Below are 22,598 nucleotides of genomic sequence, written 5' to 3' on the forward strand. Positions count from 1 at the left end.
CCAACAAATAATATAGGACCATGTAACGTTTGGGCCCCGGGGCCGATACTCCCCGCGCCTTCACCTCAATTTAATACCGCCAACAGGCAACCCAAGCCCCGGCCGGGCCATCTGTTAGGGCGTACTCCTTCTTTTCCTTTCCCCTCTGCACCGATGAAACTATCTACGCATTGCTTTGCGGCGGGCTTGCTGTGCCTGCTCCTGAGCGGGGCCGCGCATGCCCAGGCTCCGACTGCCGCCCCGGCGCTACCCGCTGGCACCGGCTCCCTCACCGGTACCGTGCTCGATTCGCTCAGGAAGGAGCCTGTGCCTTACGCCACGGTGGTGCTGCTGCCGCCCGCCCCCAACGACAAGGCCATCACCGGTGTGGCCGCCGACGACGCCGGCAAGTTCTCGCTCACCAAGCTCACGCCCGGCCCGTTCCGCCTGCGGGTGAGCTACGTGGGCTACGGCACCCAGACGCGCAACGTGACCATTACGGCCGGTGCCACCGATGCGGGCACCTTCCGCCTGCCCACGGCCGGCACCGCGCTGGCCGAGGCCGTCATCATCGGCCAGAAGCCGGTGGTGGAAATCCGCCCCGACCGCATGGTGTACAACGCCGAGCAGGACGCCACCAACGCCGGCGGCACCGCCGCTGATGTGTTGCGCAAAGCCCCCCTGCTGGCCGTGGACGCCGACGGCAACGTAAAAATGCGCGGCTCCGGCAACTTCAAGGTGCTGGTGAACAACAAGCCCTCGCCCACACTGGCCAGCAACCTGGCCGAAGCCCTGAAAGGCATTCCGGCCGAGCAGATTAAGTCGGTCGAAATCATTACCACGCCCCCCGCCAAATACGACGGCGAAGGCACCGCCGGCATCATCAACATTGTGCTGAAGAAAGGGGTGGAGCAGGGCCTGAACGGCCGCGTGGGCACTTCGCTCGGTAGCCGCAACTCGGGCGTGAATGGCGCGCTCAACTTCAAAACCAAGAAGCTGGGTTTCACCTCCTCGGGCGGCACGGGCCAGTGGTACGGGCCGAACAAGTCGGAGCGGGTGCGCTTCGGCAAGTTGGATAACTCGACCCTGACCCAGGAGGGCGTGGGCAACTACAGCGGGATGTGGCTGTTCGGCTCGGTGGGCCTCGACTACGATTTGAGCGAGCACCAAAGCCTGTCCGTGGCCGCCACGGCGCACCACTACGCCGGCCATGACTATAACAATATGCTCAACGACTTCGTGTCGCCCGCCTTCCCGCAAACCAACCAGCTGTTCACCCGCGCCACCAACAGCAAGTTTAGTGGCCTCAACGGTGAGCTGACCGGCACCTACACCAAAACCTACGCCCTGGCCCGCAAGGAGTGGAGCGTGCTGGGCCAGTACGCCCGCAACGACGGCACCTTCGGCTACGACTTCGACCAGTACCAGAACTCCACCACTAACCTGGAAGTGGGGCGCGCCAACTACCGCGAACGCAGCCGGGGCCGCACGCCGGGCTCGGAAGTAACCCTGCAAACCGACCTCACCCAGCCCTTCGGCGAGAAGCAAACCCTGGAGGCCGGCTTGAAAAGCATCTGGCGGCGCACCGGCTCGGTGGCCAACGTCGACAGCCTGAAACTGGGCCAAGCCGATTTTGCGCCCATTGCGCGCCGCTCCACCGACTTCAGCTACGACCAGAACGTGCAGGCCGCCTACGCCTCCTATACCAATAAGCTGACCAAGAAGCTGACCCTGAGCCTAGGCAGCCGCCTGGAACGCACCGGCCTCTCGGCCGACTTTCGCACCAACGACACCAGCTTTGTGCGCAGCTACCTTACGCTGCTGCCCAACGGCAACGCCCAGTATTCCTTCACCGACAACAACAGCGTACGCGCTGCCTACTCGCGCCGCATCACCCGCCCCTACATCGACTACCTCAACCCCTTCGTGGACCGCTCCGACCCGAAGAACCTGGTGTACGGCAACCCCGCTCTGGACCCCGAGCTGACCGATTCCTACGAGCTCAGCTTCAATACCAACGGCAAGGCCGGCTCGCTCAACATCGCGGCCTCCATGCGCCGCACGGGCAATGCCATCGAGTCCATTCGGCTCGGCCCCGACGCCAACGGCGTGACCCGCCAGACCTACGCCAACGTGGCCTCCAACGCCTTTTATCAGCTTAACTTCTACGGCTCGGCCAAGCCGGCCAAGGGCTGGGACATCAGCGGCGGGCCCGATATTCAGTACATCGTGCGCCGCAGCCCTTCGCTGGGCATCGAGCGGCGCGGCTTCACGGCCGGCCTCAACCTGAACTCCTCCTATAAGCTCCCGAAAAACTTCACCCTGCAGGGCTTCGTGTTCGCCTCGCTGCCCTCGCCCGACTTGCAGGGCCGCGGCTCCGGAAACCTCTACTACCAGATGGGGGCCAAGAAAACCTTCCTCAAGGACAAGGCCGATGTAGTGTTCAACCTCGCCGCGCCCTTCAACGACTACTGGCTCTACCGCAACACCACCGACACGCCCACCTTCAGCGAAACCAACCGCAACTACGCCTACCAACGCTCGTTCCGCCTCAGCTTCAACTACCGCTTCGGGCAGGCCGGCCAACCCAAACAGCGCAAGTCCATCTCGAACGACGACGTGAAAGGCGGCGGCAGCAAGCAGGGCGGGCAGTAGGGGAGGGAGCCATCAGCGCATTTAGGGTATAAGGAACGTCATGCAGAGCGTAGCGAAGCATGACGTTCTTTTTTCTATTCAAGCAGTTAACTCCGCCCTCAGGCAACCCCGGCCACCCGCCGCGCATCTCCCGTGCATACCCCCTGTAATGCTGCCCGCCGCCCCCGCGATTCAGTGGCGCACAGTATCTTCCGGCTCACCTCTTTCACTTTCTGCAAAACAAAGCATGGCCCTCACCATTACCAACCTCTCCAAAACCTACCCCAACGGCACGCAGGCCCTCAAGAACGTCAGCCTCGACATTCCCAACGGCATGTTCGGCCTGCTCGGTCCCAACGGCGCGGGCAAGTCCAGCCTGATGCGCACCATCGCCACCTTGCAGGACGCTGATACCGGCTCCATTATGCTCGATGACATTGACGTGCTGCGCGATAAAGAGGCCGTGCGCCGCGTGTTGGGCTATTTGCCGCAGGAGTTTGGCGTGTACCCCAGCGTGAGCGCCGAGGAGCTGCTCGACCACTTCGCCACCCTCAAGGGCATTGCCAACGGCCGCGAACGCAAGGAGATGGTGGCCGCCCTGCTGCACCAAACCAACCTCTACGACGTGCGCAAGAAGCACGTGGGCGGCTACTCGGGCGGCATGAAGCAGCGCTTCGGCATCGCCCAGGCGCTGCTGGGCAACCCCCGCCTCATCATCGTGGACGAACCCACCGCCGGCCTCGACCCCGCCGAGCGCAACCGCTTCCACAACCTGCTTTCCGAGATTGGCGAAAACCTGGTGGTCATTCTCAGCACCCACATCGTGAGCGACGTGGCCGACCTGTGCCGCTACATGGCCATCATCAACAAGGGCGAAGTCCTCCTCACCGGCGACCCGGTGTCGGTGATGAGCAACCTGAGAGGCCGCATCTGGCGCAAGCTCATTGAGAAAACCGAGCTGCCGGCGCTGCAGGCCAGCCAGCAGGTCATCAGCTCCCGCCTGTTCGCGGGCAAAACCGTGGTGCACGTCCTGGCCGACGCCGCGCCGGACAGCGGGTTTGAGGCAGTGAATCCGGATTTGGAGGACGTTTACTTCTCGGAAATCCAGAACTACGAAGTAAGGAGAAGGGCCGGGGCGGTAATGGCCTAACAGGCCGTTGTCATGCTGACGAAGGAAGCATCTTATCACGGCTGCTTTCGTCAGGATTACGCCCTTTTCGGGCATTACCCAACCCGCGCGGCGCGGATGTGATAAGGTCCTTCGCTGCGCTCAGGATGACAGACGACTATGTTCCTATCAATACTCCTTTTCGAACTAAAATACCGGCTCAAGCGGCCGGCCACCTGGATTTACTTCCTGCTGCTGTTCCTCATGGCCTTTCTGCTGGTGACGGCGGCCGGCGGCGGCTTTGGCACGGGCGTGCACGTTTCGCTCGGTGGCGACGGCCAGGCGGTGAAAATCAACGCCCCGTTCTCGCTCAACATCATCACCACGATTCTGAGCGTGTTCGGCATCATCATCGCCTCCTCGCTGATGGGCAACCCCGTGTACCGCGACTTTGAGTACCGCACCCATTCGCTGTTCTACACCACGCCCATCAGCAAGTTCGGCTACCTGGGCGGGCGGTTTCTGGGGTCTTACCTGATTGCGGTGCTGGTGTTCAGTGGCATTGCACTGGGGGCGGCGGTGGCGGGCCTCATGCCCTGGGTGCAGGCCGACCGGTTTCTGGCCGTGGCCCCGGCGGGCACCTACGTGTGGCCCCACCTCGTGATGGTGCTGCCCAACCTGCTGTTTTCGGGGGCTATTTTCTTCACCGGGGCCACGCTCTCGCGCAATATTCTGAGCACCTACATCGGCTCGGTGCTGCTGCTGGTGGTGTACCTGGTGGCCACTGCCTACCTGCAGGACCTCAAGAACGAGCACCTGGTGGCCGCGCTGGATGCCTTCGGCATCTCGGCCATCGAATTCACGACCCGTTACTGGACTTCGGCCGAAAAGAACACCCTGCTGCTGCCCCTCTCCAGCTACGTGCTGCTGAACCGGGCCGTGTGGCTGGCCTTTGGGCTGGGACTGCTGGCACTGTGCTACGCCCGGTTCCGGTTCTCGGCCTTCGCCTCGGAAAAGCCCGATAAGAAGAGCCGCCGCGTGACGGCTGATGCCGAAATGGTCCCCGCTGCCCAGCCCGCTGCCCAGCCCGCTGGCCTGCTGCTGCCGCGCGTGGCCCAGGTATTTTCCGGGGCCATGAGCCGCCGCCAGTGGTGGAGCCTGACTCGGCTGGAGTTTCGCGGTATCGTGCGCAGCCGCTATTTTCTGGCCATTGCCGGGGCGGGCGTTATCCTGCTGCTGGCCACGTCGGCCCAGGTGGGGCGCACCTTTGATACCAACACTTACCCCGTCACCTACGAGATGCTGGAGGCCATTACCGGCTCCTTTTTTCTATTCTTTCTGGCCATCATCATCTTCTACAGCGGCGAGCTGGTGTGGCGCGAGCGTGAGGCCGGCGTGGCCCAGATTACCGATGCCGTGCCCGTGCCCAGCTGGGTGCCGCTGCTGAGCAAGCTCGCCGCCCTGGGCCTGGTGCAGGTGCTGCTGCTGGCCGTCATCATGGTGTGCGGCCTGGTCATTCAAACGTTCCGAGGCTATTTCCACTACGAAATCGGCCTCTACCTGCAAGCGCTGTTTCTGTACCAGCTGCCGTTCCTGCTGCTGCTGTGCGTGCTGAGCCTAGTGACGCAGGTGGTGGTGAACAATAAATACCTGGGCTTCGCGGTGATGGTGGTGTACTACGTGGCCAACCTTTTCCGCAGTCAGATTGGCCTGGGCCACCGCCTGCTGGGCTTTGGGGGCGGCGGCACGCCCGGCCCGTATTCGGACATGAACGGCTACGGGCACTTTCTGCCGGCCTTCTGGTGGACCAAGCTGCTGTGGGCCGGCGTGGCCGTGCTGCTGGTGCTGCTGGCCAGCCTGCTCTGGACGCGCGGCACCGATGCCACCGGCCGCCTGCGCGAAGCCCGCCGCCGCTGGAGCGCCGGCAGCAGCACCGCCCTGGCGCTGGGCCTGCTCATCAGCCTGGGCGCGGGCTACTACATCTTCTACAACACCAACGTGCTGAACAAGTACCTGACGCCCAAAGAAGGCGAAAAGCGGCAGGTGGCCTACGAGAAGCAGTACCGCCGCCTCAAGGACGTGGCCCAGCCCCGCATCACGGCCGTGGACCTGAACACGGAGATATTCCCTGAAACCCGCGCCGTGCGGTTCCGGGGCCGGTTCACGCTGGTGAATAAGCACACCCGCGCCCTCGATACCGTCATTGTGAGCATTCCGGTGGAGCAAAGCCCCCACGTGCTGGCCCTGAGCCTGGGCCAAACCGGCCAGGCCACCCTGGCCCTGAACGACACCACCTACGGCGTGCGCCTCTACCGCCTGGCCCAACCGCTGGCCCCCGGCGATTCGCTGGCCCTGAACATGGACATCCGCTACCAGGAGCGTGGCTTCCCCAACTCGGGCTCGAACACCGACATCGTGTACAACGGCACCTTCGTCAGCAGCAACTACCTGCCCGGCCTGGGCTACCGCGAAGAAGCCGAGCTGAGCGGGGACCAGGACCGCAAAAACTACGGCCTCAAACCCAAGCCCCGCATGGCCAACGTAAACGACGTGAAGGCCCGCCAAAATACCTACATCAGTGCCGACGCCGACTGGATTCGCTTCCGCACCACCGTTAGCACCGAGGCCGACCAGACCGCCATTGCCCCTGGCTACCTGCAAAAGGAGTGGGTGAAAGACGGCCGCCGCTATTTCACCTACGTGATGGACCGGCCTATGCTCAACTTCTACACCTTCCTCTCGGCCCGGTACAAAGAATATAAGAGCCAGTGGATTGACACCGCCGGGCACCGCACCATTCCCATCACCATCTACTACCAGCCGGGCCACGAGTATAACCTGAAGCGCATGGCCGAAGGCGCGAAGGATGCGCTGGCCTACTGCTCCCGCAACTTCTCGCCCTACCAGCACCGCCAGCTGCGCATCCTGGAGTTTCCGCGCTACCAGTCCTTCGCCCAAAGCTTTGCCAACACGGTGCCCTTCTCCGAAGCCATCGGCTTCATTGCCAAGGTGGACGACAAAGACCCCGAAGACCTGAACTACCCGTACTACGTGACGGCCCACGAGGTGGGGCACCAGTGGTGGGCGCACCAGGTCATCGGCGGCAACGTGCAGGGTAGCACGCTCATGGCCGAAGCCATGGCCGAATATTCGGCCCTGATGGTGCTGCGGGCGCACAACGGCCCGGCCACCATGCAGCGCTTCCTCAAGTTTGACATGAACCGCTACCTTTCCGGGCGCGCGTTTGAGCAGAAAAAGGAAGTGCCGCTGGCGCTGGTCGAAAACCAGCAGTACATCCACTACGCCAAGGGCTCGGTGGTGATGTACGGCCTGCAGGATTACCTGGGTGAAGCCACCCTGAATGCCGCCCTGAAGCGGTACGTAGCCGCCGTGGCCTACCAGCAGCCGCCCTACACCAACTCCACCGAGTTCATCGGCTACCTGCGTCGCGCCGCCCCCGATTCGCTGCAGTCCTACCTTACCGACCAGCTTGAGCGCATCACTATTTACGACAACCGCGTGACCGCTGCCACCAGCAAAAAGTTGGCCGATGGCCGCTACCAGGTTGATTTCACGGTTAAGTCGGCCAAATTCTACGCCGACAGCCTGGGCACCCAGAAGCCCGCCGACCAAACCCGTGACGCCCTGCCCGTGGCTATTTTCCCCGAGCCCGGCCCCGACAAAAAGCCCGTGGCGCCGCTGCTGCTCCAGAAGCGCCGCCTGCGCACCGGCGACAACCAACTGCGCTTCGTAGTAAGTAAAAAGCCCGCCTCCGTCGCCGTCGACCCCTATCACCTGATAATGGACCGGCAACTCGACGACAACACCAAAGACCTATAGGCCCTGAAACGAAAGGGTACAAAAAATCCCCGGCCAGCATGGCCGGGGATTTTTGCTTTTGGAAAGCCTGTGTGCGCTTACTTCCGCACCTGGCGCAGCTCGCGTTTCACCTGCTTGTGGGCGGTTTTGAGGTAGTGCTTGAGCTGCTGCTTGCGCGATACCACAATTACGCGGGCATTCGTCAGGCTCACCGTCGACTCGGTGGCGGCGGCATTGAGGGTCATTTTCTCGTCGGCGTAGCCGGCGTAGGTCACCAGCGCATCAAGGGCGCCGGCGTTGGCCGGCACCACAAACTCAAACTCGCCGTCGGCGTTGGTCACGGCCATTTGCTTGGTACCCGTCAGGATGACCACCGCACCGGGAAGGGAACCCGCAGGGTTCGTGATTTTGCCAGCCAGCACCACCATTTCCGGTCCCGAGCCAGTAGCCACCGTAGTGTCCCTCTCAGCGGTAATAGCCGCTTTGTTGTAAACCGTCCGAGTGCCAAAAGCCGAATTTAGCCCCAGCACAAAAGTGAGCAGAGAAGCAGCAATAAAGTAAGAGAAGCGCATATTATTAGGGTGAGGTGGAAAGAGAAATAAGGCGGGATGCTTTTGATAAATACAGCCCTATAGTTGCACCTTAACGGGAAAGCTGCAGATTTGTTTAACATTTTAGTATTGTTTATTCAACAAATATTGCTTTCCGCCACTTTGTTTTTCAGTTGGGCCAGGCCAGATGCTCGGTTTGCTAATTGCACAAAAGCGAAAAACCCTGACCTCACAGGCCAGGGCTTCTCCAAAAGGTGCGTTGCAGAAAAAAGCATGGTAAACAGTAAAGCGTGTGAATCGAATGAGAGGTAGTTAGTTAGTGGCAGGGGCTGCATTGCGAAGCAGGTACACCGACCCCAATGCCTGCACGGCCGCCAGGCGCACCACTTCTTCGTGCAGGCCGCCGTAGCCGCAAGTCAGTTCTATTTCTTTCACGGTACCGGGCACGCGTAGCTCAAATTCACCTTCCGAATTGGTGACCACGATGGTGCGGGTGCCGTGCAGCCAGACCGTGGCCCCCGGCAATACTCCTTTTTTGCCCTGCACTACGCCGTGGATAACCTTAGTAGCGGCAGTTTTAGCGCCTTCTTCGGGGTCGGCACCGGGTGCTTCGGCCTCCTTGGTGTGTGCGGCGGTGTAGGCATACTGTGCCTGGCTGGGCATGGTGGCCAACAAAAAAACAATGGCAGCAACGGGGAAGGTGAGGCTGGATTTCATAGCGTATTGCACGAATGTCATAATTTATTGGAGTAAACAAACATACAATAAAATCATAGCATGTTGCAAGTTTTTATAATAATTAATTCACTTTTATTCTGGGATAAGCGCAATTTGTGTTGTGAGTTTCAATCCATAATCAACAAAAAAGCCTCTGCACTATGAATGCAGAGGCTTTTGGTTAATAAGTAAATAAAGGCCTTCAGGTTAGCCAGTCGTATATGATGACATGATTGACCAAGTAGTTATGCCATATTGCGCAGCCGCTCTTCCTGCCGAAAAACGAAGTAGGAATAGCCGTAGCAAAACACCGCCGTGAGCACCAGCAGCCCCGGCAGCACCAGGTGCATCTGCTGGGCGGGCACCACCAGCGCCAGGCCGGCAATGAGCAGCCCCGCCAGGCAAAAAAGCATGCCGCCCACGCGGTGCGTGCGGGCCCACACGGTGGGGCTTTCCAACGTCCAGGGCGTGCGGATGCCCACGAAATAATTGGGCTGCACGGTGGTAAGGTAGTTGCCCATAAAGGCCAGAAACAGCCCCACCAGCACCAGCAGTCCCCCGCCCGAAGTGCCGGGGTGCAGGGCCATGTAAAGGCTGTAGCCGACCAGCCCGCCCAGCATAGCCACCATGGCCAGGCGCAGTTTCTGGAAGTTCACGCTGCTGCTATCGAGCCGGCGCTTGGGGTCCAGGTAAGGTAGGATGCTGAAAAAGAGGGCCATGCCCAGCGGCGCACCCAGCGTGAGCAGCCACAAATGGTCACGGCTGGTGTAGCCGTTGGCCTGCCCGCTGCCGTCGAAGTGTGTAGGCACTTGCGCGGGCAGCTGTGACCACACGTAGAGTAGGTACAGCGACGGGGCCAGCACGGCCACGAGCGTGAGCAATTGCCACAGGAGCAGATTCTTTTTCATGAGTACCGCAAAACAAGGAAGTGGAAAAATTAGGATTTGAACTGGTAAAGCCAACCCAGCAATTCATCAAACACCGTCATGTTGAGGGTGTAAACCACGAACTGGCCCTGTTTCTGGCTGGTGACGAGGTCGGCCTGGCGCAGCAGGTCGAGGTGGTGGCTGATGGTGGGGGCCGAGAACTGGAACTGCTCGGCAATGGCCCCGGCAGTGGCCGGCCCGCCCCGCAGTCGCTCCAGAATGGCGCGCCGCGTGGGGTCGTTCAGGGCTTTGAAGAGAGCATTCATACTGGGTGATTCAATGATTAGGCAAATGTCTAAATAAAATCGGAATAAAAAAGCGCGACCCCGCAAAAGGGGCCGCGCTGCTAAAATAATTTCGTGAGGCCGACGGCTAGGCCGGTTGTTGCGCGGTGGCTTCGGCTGCCGTTTCGGGGCGTCGGCCCCAGGCGGCGCAGCGGTTTTGCATCTGCTGGCGGAATTTCTCGCGGGCTTCGGGGCTGAGGTGCTCCATGCGGCCGGCCATGCGCAGCTTCCACTCGCGGCGCTTGCGGGCCCAGCCGCCGGGCCGCCCGCCCCGGAAGCCGCCGAACAGGATGCGGCTCAGCAGGAGCAGGCCATACGTTTGGCCCAGCGTGATGGCAGGGAGGCGGAACAGGGACGGCATCAGCCAGTTCCAGAGGGCTTGCGTGCCAAACCCGGCAACGGCAAGGAAAAGCGCCGCGAAGAAAAAGAAACGGAGGCCGCGGAGCAGCCAGAATTTACGGTCCATGATAGGGAGTGGTTAACGGTTAATGATTAACGGTTAATGATGTATGGCAACTAATCGGACTCAGTCATCCGTCTTATAATTAACCACTAACCATTAAGCACTAACCACTAATTAATTAGTCGGTGAATAATTCGGTGTAGAGTTTTTGCAGGCGCTTGCGCAGGTGCAGCACGGCGTAGTGCTTGCGCGAAATCAGGGTTTTGAGCGGCACGCCGGTTTCTTCTTCCATTTCGCGGAAGGTCTTGTCTTCCAGCTCGTGCCACACAAATACTTCGCGCTGGGCGGCCGGCAATTCGGCCAGAGCCTCGCTGAGCGCTTCCATGAGGGTTTCGCGCAGCAGGCGGTTTTCGGGCGAGTCGTCGGGGGCGGGCAGCAGGTCGGCCAGCAGCAGGCCCTCGCCGTCGTCGGAGGCCTCGGCCGCGCCGAAGGCTGCTTCCAGGCTCACCGGCCGCTTGCGGCGGTAGAGGTCGGTGATGCGGTTGCGGGCCACCCGGAAGAGCCAGGCCGCCGCCTGTTCCACGGGCTTGAGCAGCCGGTAGCTTTCCACAAGCTCGGCGAAGACATCCTGCAGGAGGTCTTCGGCCTCGGCTTCGTCGGGAATGCGCCGCCGGATAAACTGCAGAAGGCGCGGGCGCTGTTGGCGCACGGCTTCGGCAATCTGGCGGTCTTGCTGCGAAGCCGTCATCGGCAGGAGGGGAGTAGGGAGCGAAAGTGCCATGGTTGTCATTCTGAACAAACAGACGCTGGCCCGGTGAAATTACTTTAAGGTTTTTCGATTTGTGCAACACAATCAGCGGCTGCACCTGCGCAGCGGCTGTGCCGGTCGGCAACGGTGAGGTGCGGCACCAGACGACATGCGTATTAGACTGGAGGCGAGCCCCGTTATGAAAATATATTAAAATTCACATTTTATTTATTGCTAATCCTGGTACCTGCCCAACTATTGGATGGGGGGCAGTACCTTTGAATAGAAGAATATTACTGATTAATAACCCTTTCACAATTTCCCCCATTTTCACTTTTTACCATGAATTATTTCTACTTTAAGAAAGTATTGACTTGCTTCGTCGGGTGGCTGTGTTTGGGGCCGGCATTGGCATCCGCAGCGCCTTTCACGCCGGGCAACATTGTGATTGCCCGCGTGGGCGACGGCTCGGCGTCCATTACCAACTCGGCCGCGACGGCCGTATTTCTAGATGAATACACCCCCGCCGGCGTGCTGGTGCAGTCGGTGCCGTTGCCCACGTCGGTGAGCAGCACGGGCCGCAGCCTCACCGCTGCCGGCAATGCTCCCACGGAACTGGGCCTGGCCCGCACCGGCAACGGCCGCAATCTGGTACTGGCCGGCTACGGCGCGGTGCCCGGCACGGCGGCCGTGGCTACTTCGCTGGCTACCGACGTGGCCCGCGTCGTGGGGGTGGTGTCGCCCGGCGGCAACATTGACACCAACACGGGTCTGGGCGGCGCGTTCGACGGGGCCGGCGTGCGCGCCGTGGCCTCGCCCGATGGCGTGAGCTTTTACGTGGTGGGCAGCGACGGCGGGGTGCAGTACACCACCCTCGGCGCATTTAGCCCCACCCGCATCGATGCCGGCCCGGCCAGCCTGCGCGGGGTCCGCATCGCGGGCGGCGATTTGTACGTGTCGGCCAACACTAGTCCCAACTTCGGCCTCAGCAAGGTGGGCTCCGGCCTGCCCACCACGGCCGGCCAGGCCGTCACGGTGTTGCCCGGCTTTCCGGCGGCCACGGCGGGCTCCAGCCCCAACGGCTTTTTCTTCGCCGACCTCAGCCCGACCGTGCCGGGTGTGGACGTGGTGTACGTGGCCGACGGCCGCACCGGCCCCGGCAATGGCATCCAGAAATGGAGCCTGGTGGCCGGCAGCTGGGTGCTGAACGGCACCATTGCCGGTAGCACGTCTACCGGCCTGAGCGGCATCGACGGCACTGCCAATGCCGCCGGCACCGGCGTTTCGCTGGTGGCCAGCAGCCCCGCCAGCCTCTACATTCTGGCCGATAACACCGGCTACAACGTGGCCCCCACCCAAACCGCGCTGCCCACGCCGGCGGCCCGGGCGGCCACCAACACGGCCTTTCGCGGCATTGCCTTCGCGCCGGTGGCCCCGGCCCCGGCCATTGCCAGCATCAGCCCCGGCAGCGGTCTGGAGGGCGCCACGGTGACAGTCGCCGGCTCGTTCTTCACCGAGGCTTCGGTGGTGACGCTCAACGGCACGGCCGTCACCAACTTCACCGTGGTCGATGCCAACACCATTACCTTCGAAGTGCCAGTCGGCGCTACTTCGGGCACCGTGGCCGTGACCACGCCCGGCGGCACGGCCACCAGCGCCGGCACCTTCACGGTGCTGGCTCCCAATCCCGTACCCACCATTGCCAGCCTCGCGCCCAACACGGCCGTGGCCGGCAGCAGCAACCTGCTAATCACCGTGAACGGTACGGGCTTCGTGAGCGGCTCGGTGGTGAGTTTCAATAACACCGCCCTCGCTACTACCTATGTGTCGGCCACGCGGCTCACGGCCACGGTGCCGGCTTCGTTCTTCACCACGGCCGGCAGCTATGCCGTAATGGTGATGAGCCCGGCCCCGGGCGGCGGCACGTCGGCGGCCGTGGCTTTCACGGTCACGGCCGCCGCGCCCACCATTGCAAGCTTCACGCCCACCACGGGCGGGCCGGGTACCATCGTCACCATCACCGGCACCAACTTCATGGGCGCTACGGCGGTGCACATCGGTGCTTTCAACGTGCCAGTGTTCACGGTCCAGTCGGCCACCAGCATCCGCCTCACCCTGCCGGCCGGCACGGGCAGCGTAAACGGCTATCTGGCCGTGACCACGGCCGGCGGCACGGCTACCAGCACCGCTTTATTCAATCTGGTATCGGCCACCACGGCGGCTACGGCCCTGCCCGGCCTGTCGGTGTTCCCGAACCCAGCCACCGACCGCCTCACGGTGGAACTGCCCTCGGTGGCCCCCGCCACGGTGGCCCTGCGCGACCTGACCGGCCGCTTGGTGGTGGCGCCCGCTATCCTCGGCCCCGACCACCAGCTGTTGCTGCCGGCTGCCCTGGCTCCCGGCGTGTACCTGCTCGAAGTGCAGCAAGGCTCAGCCACCGCCGTGCGCCGCATCCAGAAGCAATAGTCGCTCCTGGAGTAGTTGTCGCTCCATGTCAAAAAGCCCTTTCCGGTTTCCGGAAAGGGCTTTTTTCGTTTGAGTCATTAGCGTTGCCGGCGCGTTTGCGACGCGTGCCGACTGGTTACGAGCTTTGGACTCGGGCATCCGAATTATTGCCCTTTGAAGCAAAGCGTCATTCACCCCTATCAAGGGTTAGCATCCAGTTGGCACGCGTCGCAGACGCGCGTTAGCCGAAACCGTCGTATGCAACCCGCTAACCGCCGAATGTGGCTTGCAAACTGCTTCATGTTGCCGTTCATAAGGGACGTAAACCGCTTTATGTGGCCTGCGAATCGCTGCCTGTGCCGTGTTGCGCATGTTTGCCATGCTTTGAGCCGCACCGCTCGCGCACCGAAGCCCCACAAAAAAGCCCCGGCCGCAAGTGCAGCCGGGGCTTTTATCGAATAGCGGCGGGGGTTATTCCACGGCTACTTTGGTGGTCAGCTTCAGGCCTTCCGGCGTGGTCCAGGTGGCGATGTAGAGGCCCCGGGCCAGCGCCTGAGTGGGCTGGATAGTGACCTCGGCCGAGCCAATGGCTACCGCCTGGGTGAGCACCACCCGGCCCACGCCATCGAGCAGGCGCACCGTGCCGCCCGTGCCGCCCAGGTTGAGGGCCGCCAGCTGGAAGCCGGTGCCCGTGGACGGGTTGGGGTAAGCCAGCAGAGCCGGGGCCGCCGCTTTGCCATCGAAACGCACAGTGGCCACGGGCGAGTAGGCAAACTTGCCGTTCAGGTCCACTTGGCGCAGGCGGTAGTAGCTCAGTCCGGGCAGCGGGGCCGTGTCGAGCGTGCCATAGTCGTGGCGGGCCGTGGTGCTGCCGTGGCCGTCCACCCGTGCGATTTCGGCGAAGAACTGGCCATTAGCCGAGCGTTCCACCGCGAAGTAGTCGCTGTTCTTCTCCGAAGCCGTAGCCCAAGCCACCTGCACGTTCGAGCCCTGGCGCACCGCCGAGAACTGCACCAGTTCCACTGGCAGCGGCGCGGTACCGGTGAGGGGGTTATCCACCGCGTTGGTCGAGCCGAGGGCGAAGAACGACGTGCCGTCAATGGTGGTGCTGAACTGGCCGGAGGTAGTGTAGCCCTTGGGGGCATCGGGCGAGAACACGCCCGAGCCGCCGGCCGACGACCACATGGTCGACGAGGTAATCGGGCCGGCCGCGTAGGCCACGCGCAGGTTGCCGGGCACGTTCACGTCTTCGTCCTTCACATCGGTGTTGAAGCTGAGCTGCACCGTGGGCTGGTCGATGGCCCCGCTCAGCAGCTGAATGCGGTAGTAGCGGTTGGCCGACAGGTTCGAGAGCGAGGGGTCCACACTGCCCGCCGGCTTGCCGTTGATGACTTCCACCAGCACCACCGGGTCGGCCGAGCCCGTGCCCGTCTGCTTGATGGTGACGGGGCGGTAGCGCTGGCCGGCGCCCACCGGGAACACGCGGATGCCGCCCACATCGTTGGGCAGGGCAATGGCCAGGCGGCCTGATACGTATGAAGTCAGCGTGTTGCCCACAATCGGCTGGATGGCCGCATTGTCGAGGTACAGGATGTTGGTGTTGGCCGAGCCGGTGTACACGATGCTGTTCTGGATGGTCATCAGGTTGGCCACGTGCACATCGGTGTTCGGGCCCAAGGTCAGCGAGCTGGCCCCGAACTTCTGCAGGTTCCAGAAATACGTGGTGCCGGTGAGCAGGCGGTTCACATCGGTGAGGAACTGTACCAGGCTGTTGCCCGCCGTGAACGTACCGGTGTTATTGAAGTTGCCGCGCAGGATGACGTTCGAGTTGGCAGCGTCGAAGCTGCCGGTGGTCAGGTTGCTGAAGTCGCCGTTCACGTGCACCAGGTTGTTGGTGGTGGCAGTGTAAGCGCCGGTGTTCACAAAATTGGTGCCCGCGTTCACCTCGCCGCTGCCGGCCCGGAAGCGGCCCGTGCTGGTGTTGGTGAGGGTGGTGGCCACGTTCAGGTTGCCGGTGCCGCCCGTGTAGGTGCCGCTGTTGCTGAAGGCCGTGCCCACGGTGATGCCGCCCGTGCCCGCCTTGGCGTTATAAGTACCCGAGTTGGTGAGCGAGGCGTTCACCGTCACAAGGCCGTTGCCCTGGTTGATGGTGCCGCTGTTGGTGAGCGACGTGCCAATGACCACCGGGCTCGCGCCCAGCGTCACGGTGCTGCTGCTGCCGGTCACAACAGCCGCGCCGGTGGCCAGCTTGCCGTCGTTCAGGTTCAGCGTGCCGTTGATGGTGGCGCCGCTAGTGGCCGAAGTCAGGGTGATGTTCTGGCTGGTGAGGTTGTCGACCACGGTATTGGCCGCGATGCTCAGCGCCCCGTTGATGGTCAGGTCGAGGTTGGTGAGGCGCGTGGTGTTCACGGCATCCACACCCGAGAGGGTCAGGTTGTTGTAGGTATCGCGGGCCGGCAGCTGCACGGCTTGCGTAAACTCAACGGTGCCGGTATTGGCCGCCACGAAGTTGGCGTAGTTGCCGGCCGGGAAGATGGCCGAGCCAATGCGCAGCGTGCCCGTGCCGCCCACCGTGTTGAAGTTGTTGGCGAGGTTGGCGCCCAGGTCAAGGGTGCCGTCCAGCTTCAGCGTAGCCGCCCCACGGCCAGCCGTGGTGGTGGTGATGAGGTGGCCGGGGAGAATGACCACCGGGTTAGCCAGGGTAGGAGTAGTCGTGGGTACCACGGTGGGGTTCGAGCCGTCCGGGTTGATGGTCCAGGCCAGGGGGTCGGTCCAGCTGGCCCCGCCCGCACCGGCCGTCGAGTTTCGGCTGTAGAACGTGGGCACCGTGCCGAATTCCGACGTCTCGCCGCCGGTGTAGTCGCCGTCGATGTAGCCCGCGTCCGTGTTGGTGAGCGTATTGGCTCCCGGGTTCACCACGCTGGTCGTGATGCCGCCCACCGGAATCCAGGCCCCGTTCAGGAAGCGGCCCAGCTTGTAGTTGGCCTCGGTGCCGTTCACGTCGTTGCCGACGCTGTTGTCGTAGTAGGTAAACACCTGCGTCACGGTGGGCGAGGTCAGGCCCGTGCTGCTCACTTTCCAGTAGTAGCTCAACTCCTTAGCGGCCGGGTCGGTGGTGGAGGGGTGGGCCAGGTCGATGGGCTGCACCGTGACGGTACCGGCCGACGAGCTGCCCGTTACGGTCAGCTGCACGGGCGTGTACTTGGTCACCACGGCTGCGCCCACCGGGAAGGTGAAGATGGCGCTGGCCCCGGCGGGGAAGCTCTTGCGCACGCCCAGGTCGGCCACAATGCCGTTGGTGCGAATGCAGTGGGTATTGTCAAACGTGCCCGCAATGGCGCTGGAAGCCGGGTTGCTCAGCCACAGCAGGTTCGAGCCGATGGATAGCACGCCGGTGGTCAGCGTGAGCACATTGGTGATTTCCTGGTTGGCCGTGGTGGTGGCCCCGGCGGTGTTGTTGAGGGTCAGGTTGCCGAATTTGCCCAGGCCGCTGCCGCCCACGTTCTGGTTGGCACTGCCGCCCAGGGTCAGGCTACCGGCCCCGGTGCTGGTGTGGATGGCCGAGTTCAGCACATCGCCCAGCACCGTGATGGTTTTGCCGTTGTCGGCCAGGGTGCCCTTGGTCAGGGTGAGGGTACCGGCTACCTGGGCGTTGCCGCCCAGCTGCAGAGTGCCGTTGGTCTGGGCGTTGTTTACCACCAGGCTGCCAAACACGGTGAGGTTGCCCGCCGCGCTGGTCAGCAGTTGCAAAGGAGTTGGGCCTTTGCCGGTGAAGGTCGTGGTCTGGGTGGTGGTGAAAGGCTGGAAGCCGCCCGTGTTCAGGGTTGCGTTGGCCAGCGTGTTGTTGTTGATGAGGTTCTGGTCGATGTTCAGCCCAATGCCGTTGGCGTTGAAGAAGGAGTTGACATTGCCAATGGTGAGCGAGCCTTTCAGGCTTAGCTGGTTGGTGCCCGTCAGGAAACCGGTGTTGGTGTTGCTGGCATCGGCGCCGCTTTCCACCACCAGGTCGTAAATAGATACGGCCGAGTTCACGCTGATTTTCACGTTGCCCACGCCCGCGGCCGTGTTGCCCAGGTGCACCGTGCCGCCGGTTACCACCGTCGAGTCCGGAGCCAGGTACAGGTCGGCCGTGGTGATGAGGGGCTTCTGGTTCGAGCGGCGCAGTTTCAGGTCGCCGCCGCTCATGCGGAACATGCTCTTGGGGCCCTGCACTTCAAACAAGCCGCGCTCGTTGCTCTGGTACACATTGGCCCGGCTGCCGGCAATGTCCACCGTGCCGCCGGTCTGCTCGTAGCGGAGCGAGCCGTCGAGGTTGGTCACGTTGCGGCGAATCTGGCCGTTCACGTTCAGCGTGCCGCCCGTTACCCGAATCGTGGGCGCGCCGGCCGCGGCGTATTCAATGTCGTTGCCCAGGCCGGTGGTGGTGCCCACGTTCAGCGTGCCTTGCAGGGCGCGCAGCTCGCCGGCCAGCTTCAGGTCAGAAGTAGCGCTGGTGTTGTTGGCGGGGGTCGTGTTGTCCGTCACCGAGCCGTTGCCGGTGGCCACGTTCACGGTAGCCGTGGCGTTGTTCACGGTCAGGCCGGCGTTGTCGGTGAGCACAAATGGCGTATCGGCATCGTGGACGTTAAGCGTGCCGCCGGCTTTCTCAAAGCTCAGGGTGCCGTTGGTTAGGGTAAGCCAGTTGTTGGTGGGCGTCGTCAGGGGGCTGGCTACGTCCACGGTCAGGGTAGGGGTGCGGCTGGTGCCCTTGTTCACCGTCAGGGTATAAAGGTTGGTGCCGGCCGGCGCGGTGGCGTTGGTGCCGGTCAGGTTCGTGTTGCGGGTGCCGGTGAAGGTCAGCGAGGCTTTGCTCGTGGCGTTGAAATCCAGCTTGCCGTTGTTCGTAATGGTGCCGGCCACGGTCACGGCGTTGGTGGTCACGGTAGCGCCCGCGCCGCTCATGTCGAAGGTGGCGTTGGCATCAACCTGCACGTTTTTGTTGAACACCAGGGTTTGAGCCGTGCCGTTGGCGAACCGCAACGTGCCATACTGCACGTTCAGCAAGCTGTCCACCTGCAGGGTGCGGGCGCTGGCTCCGTTGAGGGAAACAATGCCGGTGGTGCCAGTCGAGGTGCCCGTGAACATGTTTTCGTACACTCGCAGGTTCACATCGGGCAGTGTAATGGTGCGGCCCGCTGCCGGGCTCAGCATCAGGTTGCGGTAAGACACCAGCGAGAGCGAGCCCGAAGCCGTGGGCAGCGTAAAGTTCTGGCTGCCGTTGGTGTAATACTCCACCGTGCCGCCGCCCGGCAGCAGGAAGGAGCCGAAGTCCCCGCCGGGGAAGGTGGGAACCGCGCCACTTGAGCTCACGCGCAACAGGCCCGCGCCGTTCACCTTGGCATCGGGCAGGGCCCCAAAGTTGTGGCCCGTGGTTTCTTTTACATCCAGCGTCGAGCCGTTTTCAATCACCAGCGAGCCGGCCGTAGCGCCGTTGGCCGTTACGGTGATGTAGTGGTTCAGGCCACCGGCCGCCGAACCGATGAACACCGGGTTGCTGGCACCAGGCTTGGCGCTGGCGGCCGCGCCCGTGAATTTCAGCGTCTGGTCGGTGCTCCAGGTGGCCGGGGTTTCCCAGTTACCGGTAGCACGCGAGTAGTAAGCCGTCACCGCGCCGAAAGCTGTCGCTGCTACGCCGGCCGTGTATTCGCCATCAAATGCGCTCAGCGTAGGGAAGCTGATATCCGATGTGGGCGTGGTGGATGGAACCAGGTTCGTGTCGTTGAAGCTTTTCCACTTTACCGTGCTGGCTGTGTAAAAGCCGGGGATGTAGCCCGCCGTGCTGCCGGCCGTGGTGTTGGCTGCGTCGGCCGTCTTCATCGTGAAGGTGGCCGAAATCGAGTTGGCCGGAATCGTACCAAAGTTCACACTGCGCACTTTCCAGTAGTACTTCAGGCCGTTGTTGCTGCCGGTCATGAAGGGGTTGCGCATGTTAGTCGGGCTCACGCTCACCTGGCCGTACTTGCCCAGGGCCGTGGCCGAGGAGAGGGAAATGCTGGCGGGCGTGTACTTGGTGCCCGTGCCTACTGGGAACAGGAAGGTATTGGTGCCGCCATAAGTCCGTTGCAGGCCCAGGTCACTCTGGTTACCTGCTGTTTGAATAAAGCGCGTGTCGGAGAAGGTGTTGCTGGGGGCCGTTATCGCAGCCGCATTAACGCTGGTCAGCGACAGCCGGTAGGCCCCGATGGCCAGGATGTGGTTGCTTTGGAGCGTGAGCTGGTTCGAAATGCTCATGCTGGCCGTGAGTTGGGCAGCCACCGCGCCGGCGGCCATGGTGCTGTTCAGCTTCAGGTTGCCGAATACGCCCGTGCCGTCGCCGCTCAGGGTTTGCAGCGCCGCGCCCGACAGCACGATGCTGCCCGAACCGCCCCCGCTGGTGTGCGAAGCCGAGTTAACCATGTCGCCATACACCCGCACGGTCTTGCCGCCGTCGTCCAGTACGCCTTGCAGCAGGCTCAGCTTGCCGGCGGCCGGTACGTTGTAGGTGGCCACGGTACCGCTCAGAATCAGGGTGCCGGCCGCCTTGTCAATGGTCCAGTTGTTGAATGTGCCCTCGCCGGCCGTGGCCCCGATGGTGCCGTTGTTAGCCAGAAATTGCTTGTCCTGCGTGCCACTGAAAATAGTGGTGTTGGTACCCGGCAGGTAGGTGCAACCCGCCCCAATAGTGAACGTGCCCTGCACGGTCAGGTTCAGGCCCGCCGCGTCGAAAGTCGTAGGGGTGGTCGCGTCCAGCGTCAGGGCGTTGAGGACCGTGAGCGGCTGCGCGGTGGGGTTGGAGTAGGCCTGGTAAAGCGGGTCTACGTTAACGTTGGCCAGAAGAGCTTTGCTTGTACCGCCCCCGGCAGTCTTTTTCACCGTCAGGTTCCACAGCGGGGCCGTGGTCAGCACTTTGCCGTTCACGTTGGAGTTCGGCAGCACCAGCTCAATCGTACCGCCCGATACAATGGCGTTGTTCGGGTTCACGCCAATGTGGAATAAGCCATCGGCGCCGGAGTTGGCCGCGTTGGGGCGTTGCACCCGAATGGTGCCGCCCGTCATGCGGAAGCTCTGCGTCAGGTAAGGCACCGAGAACCGGGCGTACTTATCATCTACCGAAGTGGTGTTCACCCCCGTGCAATCAAAGGTGCCGCCCGACATAATGAACGAGCCGCGGTGGTAAGGAGTGGTGCGCGAAGGGCGGAATTTATTGACCGTCACCGTACCGCCTTCCACAATTACCTGCCCGTCTTCCCGAACCACCATGCCGGCATCGAGGATGCCCGAAAAACTGCCGCCGCTGATGTGGAAAGTGCCGTAAACGGCAATCAAAGGAGCATTGTCGTTAATTACCGTAGCGCCGGCAAGCCACAGGGTAGGGCTGGTGGCGGTGGAGCCAAGGCTGTATTCGTCCCCATTCCAGTTATGGATTTTGGGCAGGTAAATATTGTTGCCAAGTTTAACATTGCCATTCACCAGTGCCAGAAGCCGAACTCCTACGGAGCTGACGTTGGTTGCGAAGTGAAAAAAGCGCAGGTTGCCGAAAGACGTGCCATGCACGTTTACGGTCGAGGTCACATTTAACAGCACCTGGCTGTCGATGCCCTTATCAACCGTCATGATGTCCAAATCCGTGTCGCCGTTGCAGGCGAAGTTGGCATCCGTGGCACCCGTAAATTTGAGCGCAGCCACTTGGTTGTCGTTCGCCGTGCCGTTGCGCAGGTTCACGGTACCGTTGTTGATGAAATTGCCGCTCAGGTTGATAGCGTGCGAACCATTGACCGCCGTGACACCCAGGAACGTGCCGGCGCCGATGTTCAGGTCGCCCGAGGCCGTTAGGGTAATATTCGTGCCGGCCGTTTTTCCCAGCGTAAGCGAAACGCCGGCCCCGGCCGCCGCTGCGGCTGGAGTAGCATAAGGGTTGCCCACCTTGCTATCAGGGAAAACCGCTGAGTTGGTACGCGTCAGGGTCAGGTTACCAGTCAGCGTCAAGCTGCTGCCAAGCTGCGCCGTGTAGGCGCTGCCCGTGCCGCCCGTATTGAGCAGGCGCAGGTTGTTGTATTGGTTCGAGGCTGGCTGCGGCAGCGTAGCAGTGCCGGCCGGCCAGTTATAAAATTCGACGGTGCCCGTGTTGGCATCATCAAAGTTGTTGGTGCCAACCGCCGGAAAATAGGCCCCCGCGATGCGCAACGTGCCCTGACCTCCCAAGCTGGCCAAGGTGGGCAGCTGGTTGGTAGTAGGGTTGGTCAGGTCAAGCACGCCACCCTTCTGTACCGTCACATTCAGGCCGGTAGCGGCCACCGGGTTTCTCACCGAAAGCACAAAGCTGTTGGTGATTACCACGTTGTCACCGTTGCCCGGCACCCGGGCGTTGATGCTGGTTGAGCCTGTGGGGTCAGTCGTCCAACTGTAGGTCGCATCCCAATCTCCGCTGGTGCCACCCCCGTTGAACGTATACAAGGTCTGACCCATTGCCAACGTACTACAGAATATGGACAATAATCCAAGTAAGAATGATTTCATGAAAAGGAAAAATGGTGAATAAGCCAGTTAAAAAAATAAGTAGGAGTCGAGCAAATGTGGTTATAGTTCTACACAATACGAAGTTCGCATAATTAATCCGTTAGAAAAAGCTACTTCGGTCATTCGCAAAAGCTAGGCTTCATTATCTTTAATGGAGTTATCTTCATCATGAATAAATTCAATTTTCGACGATATTTTTTTATTTTGCGGATTGGACTTTTACATGAATTGTTTATAAATTACAACATGTATTATTTCAAATATTTTTAATAAATCGGGTACTGTATTTTGCGAGTTTGGCACACGATTTAATTGTGTTCACTGGCGCGTGAACGGCACGTACCCCTGGTTTTGAATTGGGTAAGCGTCAAAGCCGACCCTTCGTGCAGCCCCGCAGCTTCAGGGGTTGCATTCTGATTTTTTGACTGGTGGTTTTTCGGGTACCTTTG

General features: G+C 61.8%; 11 protein-coding genes and 1 pseudogene. 5 read left to right on the forward strand and 7 right to left on the reverse strand.

The genetic code is table 11. The features are described 5' to 3' along the window. Positions 1-153: 153 nt before the first annotated feature. The 4 genes and pseudogenes from ACYU7Q_RS21435 to ACYU7Q_RS21450 form a co-directional block, all read left to right on the forward strand. Positions 154-846 (forward strand): annotated as a pseudogene (locus ACYU7Q_RS21435) (carboxypeptidase-like regulatory domain-containing protein); the annotation flags it as partial. A 96-nt stretch (positions 847-942) separates the two neighbouring features. After that, positions 943-2,634: an outer membrane beta-barrel family protein gene (locus ACYU7Q_RS21440; RefSeq protein WP_460611529.1), complete on the forward strand. Its 1,692-nt coding sequence runs from the start codon at positions 943-945 to the stop codon at positions 2,632-2,634. A 226-nt stretch (positions 2,635-2,860) separates the two neighbouring features. Continuing rightward, positions 2,861-3,763, forward strand: coding sequence for an ABC transporter ATP-binding protein (locus ACYU7Q_RS21445; protein ID WP_460611502.1), 903 nt, complete (start codon positions 2,861-2,863; stop codon positions 3,761-3,763). Between the two features lie 138 nt (positions 3,764-3,901). Further along, complete coding sequence (locus ACYU7Q_RS21450) at positions 3,902-7,561, forward strand: ABC transporter permease/M1 family aminopeptidase (RefSeq protein ID WP_460611503.1); 3,660 nt, start codon at positions 3,902-3,904, stop codon at positions 7,559-7,561. Between the two features lie 77 nt (positions 7,562-7,638). Here the strand turns inward: ACYU7Q_RS21450 and ACYU7Q_RS21455 are convergent, their stop codons facing one another. The 6 genes from ACYU7Q_RS21455 to ACYU7Q_RS21480 form a co-directional block, all read right to left on the reverse strand. Next, positions 7,639-8,112 carry a peptidase associated/transthyretin-like domain-containing protein gene (locus tag ACYU7Q_RS21455; protein WP_460611504.1) on the reverse strand — a complete coding sequence of 158 codons (474 nt, stop codon included), beginning with the start codon at positions 8,110-8,112 and terminating at the stop codon, positions 7,639-7,641. A 291-nt stretch (positions 8,113-8,403) separates the two neighbouring features. After that, positions 8,404-8,808, reverse strand: a complete 405-nt coding sequence (locus ACYU7Q_RS21460) for a peptidase associated/transthyretin-like domain-containing protein (RefSeq protein ID WP_460611505.1) — start codon at positions 8,806-8,808, stop codon at positions 8,404-8,406. Positions 8,809-9,053: 245 nt separating this feature from the next. Next, positions 9,054-9,716, reverse strand: a complete 663-nt coding sequence (locus tag ACYU7Q_RS21465) for an SdpI family protein (protein WP_460611506.1) — start codon at positions 9,714-9,716, stop codon at positions 9,054-9,056. 29 nt (positions 9,717-9,745) lie between these two features. Next, entirely contained in the window at positions 9,746-10,000 is a 255-nt protein-coding gene (locus tag ACYU7Q_RS21470; protein ID WP_342295971.1) for an autorepressor SdpR family transcription factor, read from the reverse strand. A 106-nt stretch (positions 10,001-10,106) separates the two neighbouring features. Next, positions 10,107-10,484 (reverse strand): hypothetical protein, encoded by a 378-nt coding sequence (locus tag ACYU7Q_RS21475; protein ID WP_460611507.1) that lies wholly within the window; start codon positions 10,482-10,484, stop codon positions 10,107-10,109. 115 nt (positions 10,485-10,599) lie between these two features. Then, positions 10,600-11,202, reverse strand: a complete 603-nt coding sequence (locus ACYU7Q_RS21480; protein WP_460611508.1) for an RNA polymerase sigma factor — start codon at positions 11,200-11,202, stop codon at positions 10,600-10,602. Positions 11,203-11,511: 309 nt separating this feature from the next. On the opposite strand from ACYU7Q_RS21480, the gene ACYU7Q_RS21485 reads away from it, so the two are divergent. Next, positions 11,512-13,635, forward strand: a complete 2,124-nt coding sequence (locus tag ACYU7Q_RS21485) for a T9SS type A sorting domain-containing protein (protein WP_460611509.1) — start codon at positions 11,512-11,514, stop codon at positions 13,633-13,635. Between the two features lie 450 nt (positions 13,636-14,085). Here the strand turns inward: ACYU7Q_RS21485 and ACYU7Q_RS21490 are convergent, their stop codons facing one another. Beyond that, positions 14,086-22,098 carry a beta strand repeat-containing protein gene (locus tag ACYU7Q_RS21490; protein ID WP_460611510.1) on the reverse strand — a complete coding sequence of 2,671 codons (8,013 nt, stop codon included), beginning with the start codon at positions 22,096-22,098 and terminating at the stop codon, positions 14,086-14,088. Positions 22,099-22,598 lie beyond the last annotated feature (500 nt).

It is taken from the genome of Hymenobacter terrigena (genome assembly GCF_054776515.1).

Excerpts from the sequence above, each read along its gene's own strand:
- ACYU7Q_RS21445 (WP_460611502.1), top strand. The coding sequence starts at position 2,861 with ATGGCCCTCACCATTACCAACCTCTCCAAAACCTACCCCAACGGCACG.
- ACYU7Q_RS21450 (WP_460611503.1), top strand. The coding sequence starts at position 3,902 with ATGTTCCTATCAATACTCCTTTTCGAACTAAAATACCGGCTCAAGCGG.
- ACYU7Q_RS21455 (WP_460611504.1), bottom strand. The coding sequence starts at position 8,112 with ATGCGCTTCTCTTACTTTATTGCTGCTTCTCTGCTCACTTTTGTGCTG.
- ACYU7Q_RS21460 (WP_460611505.1), bottom strand. The coding sequence starts at position 8,808 with ATGAAATCCAGCCTCACCTTCCCCGTTGCTGCCATTGTTTTTTTGTTG.
- ACYU7Q_RS21465 (WP_460611506.1), bottom strand. The coding sequence starts at position 9,716 with ATGAAAAAGAATCTGCTCCTGTGGCAATTGCTCACGCTCGTGGCCGTG.
- ACYU7Q_RS21470 (WP_342295971.1), bottom strand. The coding sequence starts at position 10,000 with ATGAATGCTCTCTTCAAAGCCCTGAACGACCCCACGCGGCGCGCCATT.
- ACYU7Q_RS21475 (WP_460611507.1), bottom strand. The coding sequence starts at position 10,484 with ATGGACCGTAAATTCTGGCTGCTCCGCGGCCTCCGTTTCTTTTTCTTC.
- ACYU7Q_RS21480 (WP_460611508.1), bottom strand. The coding sequence starts at position 11,202 with ATGGCACTTTCGCTCCCTACTCCCCTCCTGCCGATGACGGCTTCGCAG.
- ACYU7Q_RS21485 (WP_460611509.1), top strand. The coding sequence starts at position 11,512 with ATGAATTATTTCTACTTTAAGAAAGTATTGACTTGCTTCGTCGGGTGG.
- ACYU7Q_RS21490 (WP_460611510.1), bottom strand. The coding sequence starts at position 22,098 with ATGGGTCAGACCTTGTATACGTTCAACGGGGGTGGCACCAGCGGAGAT.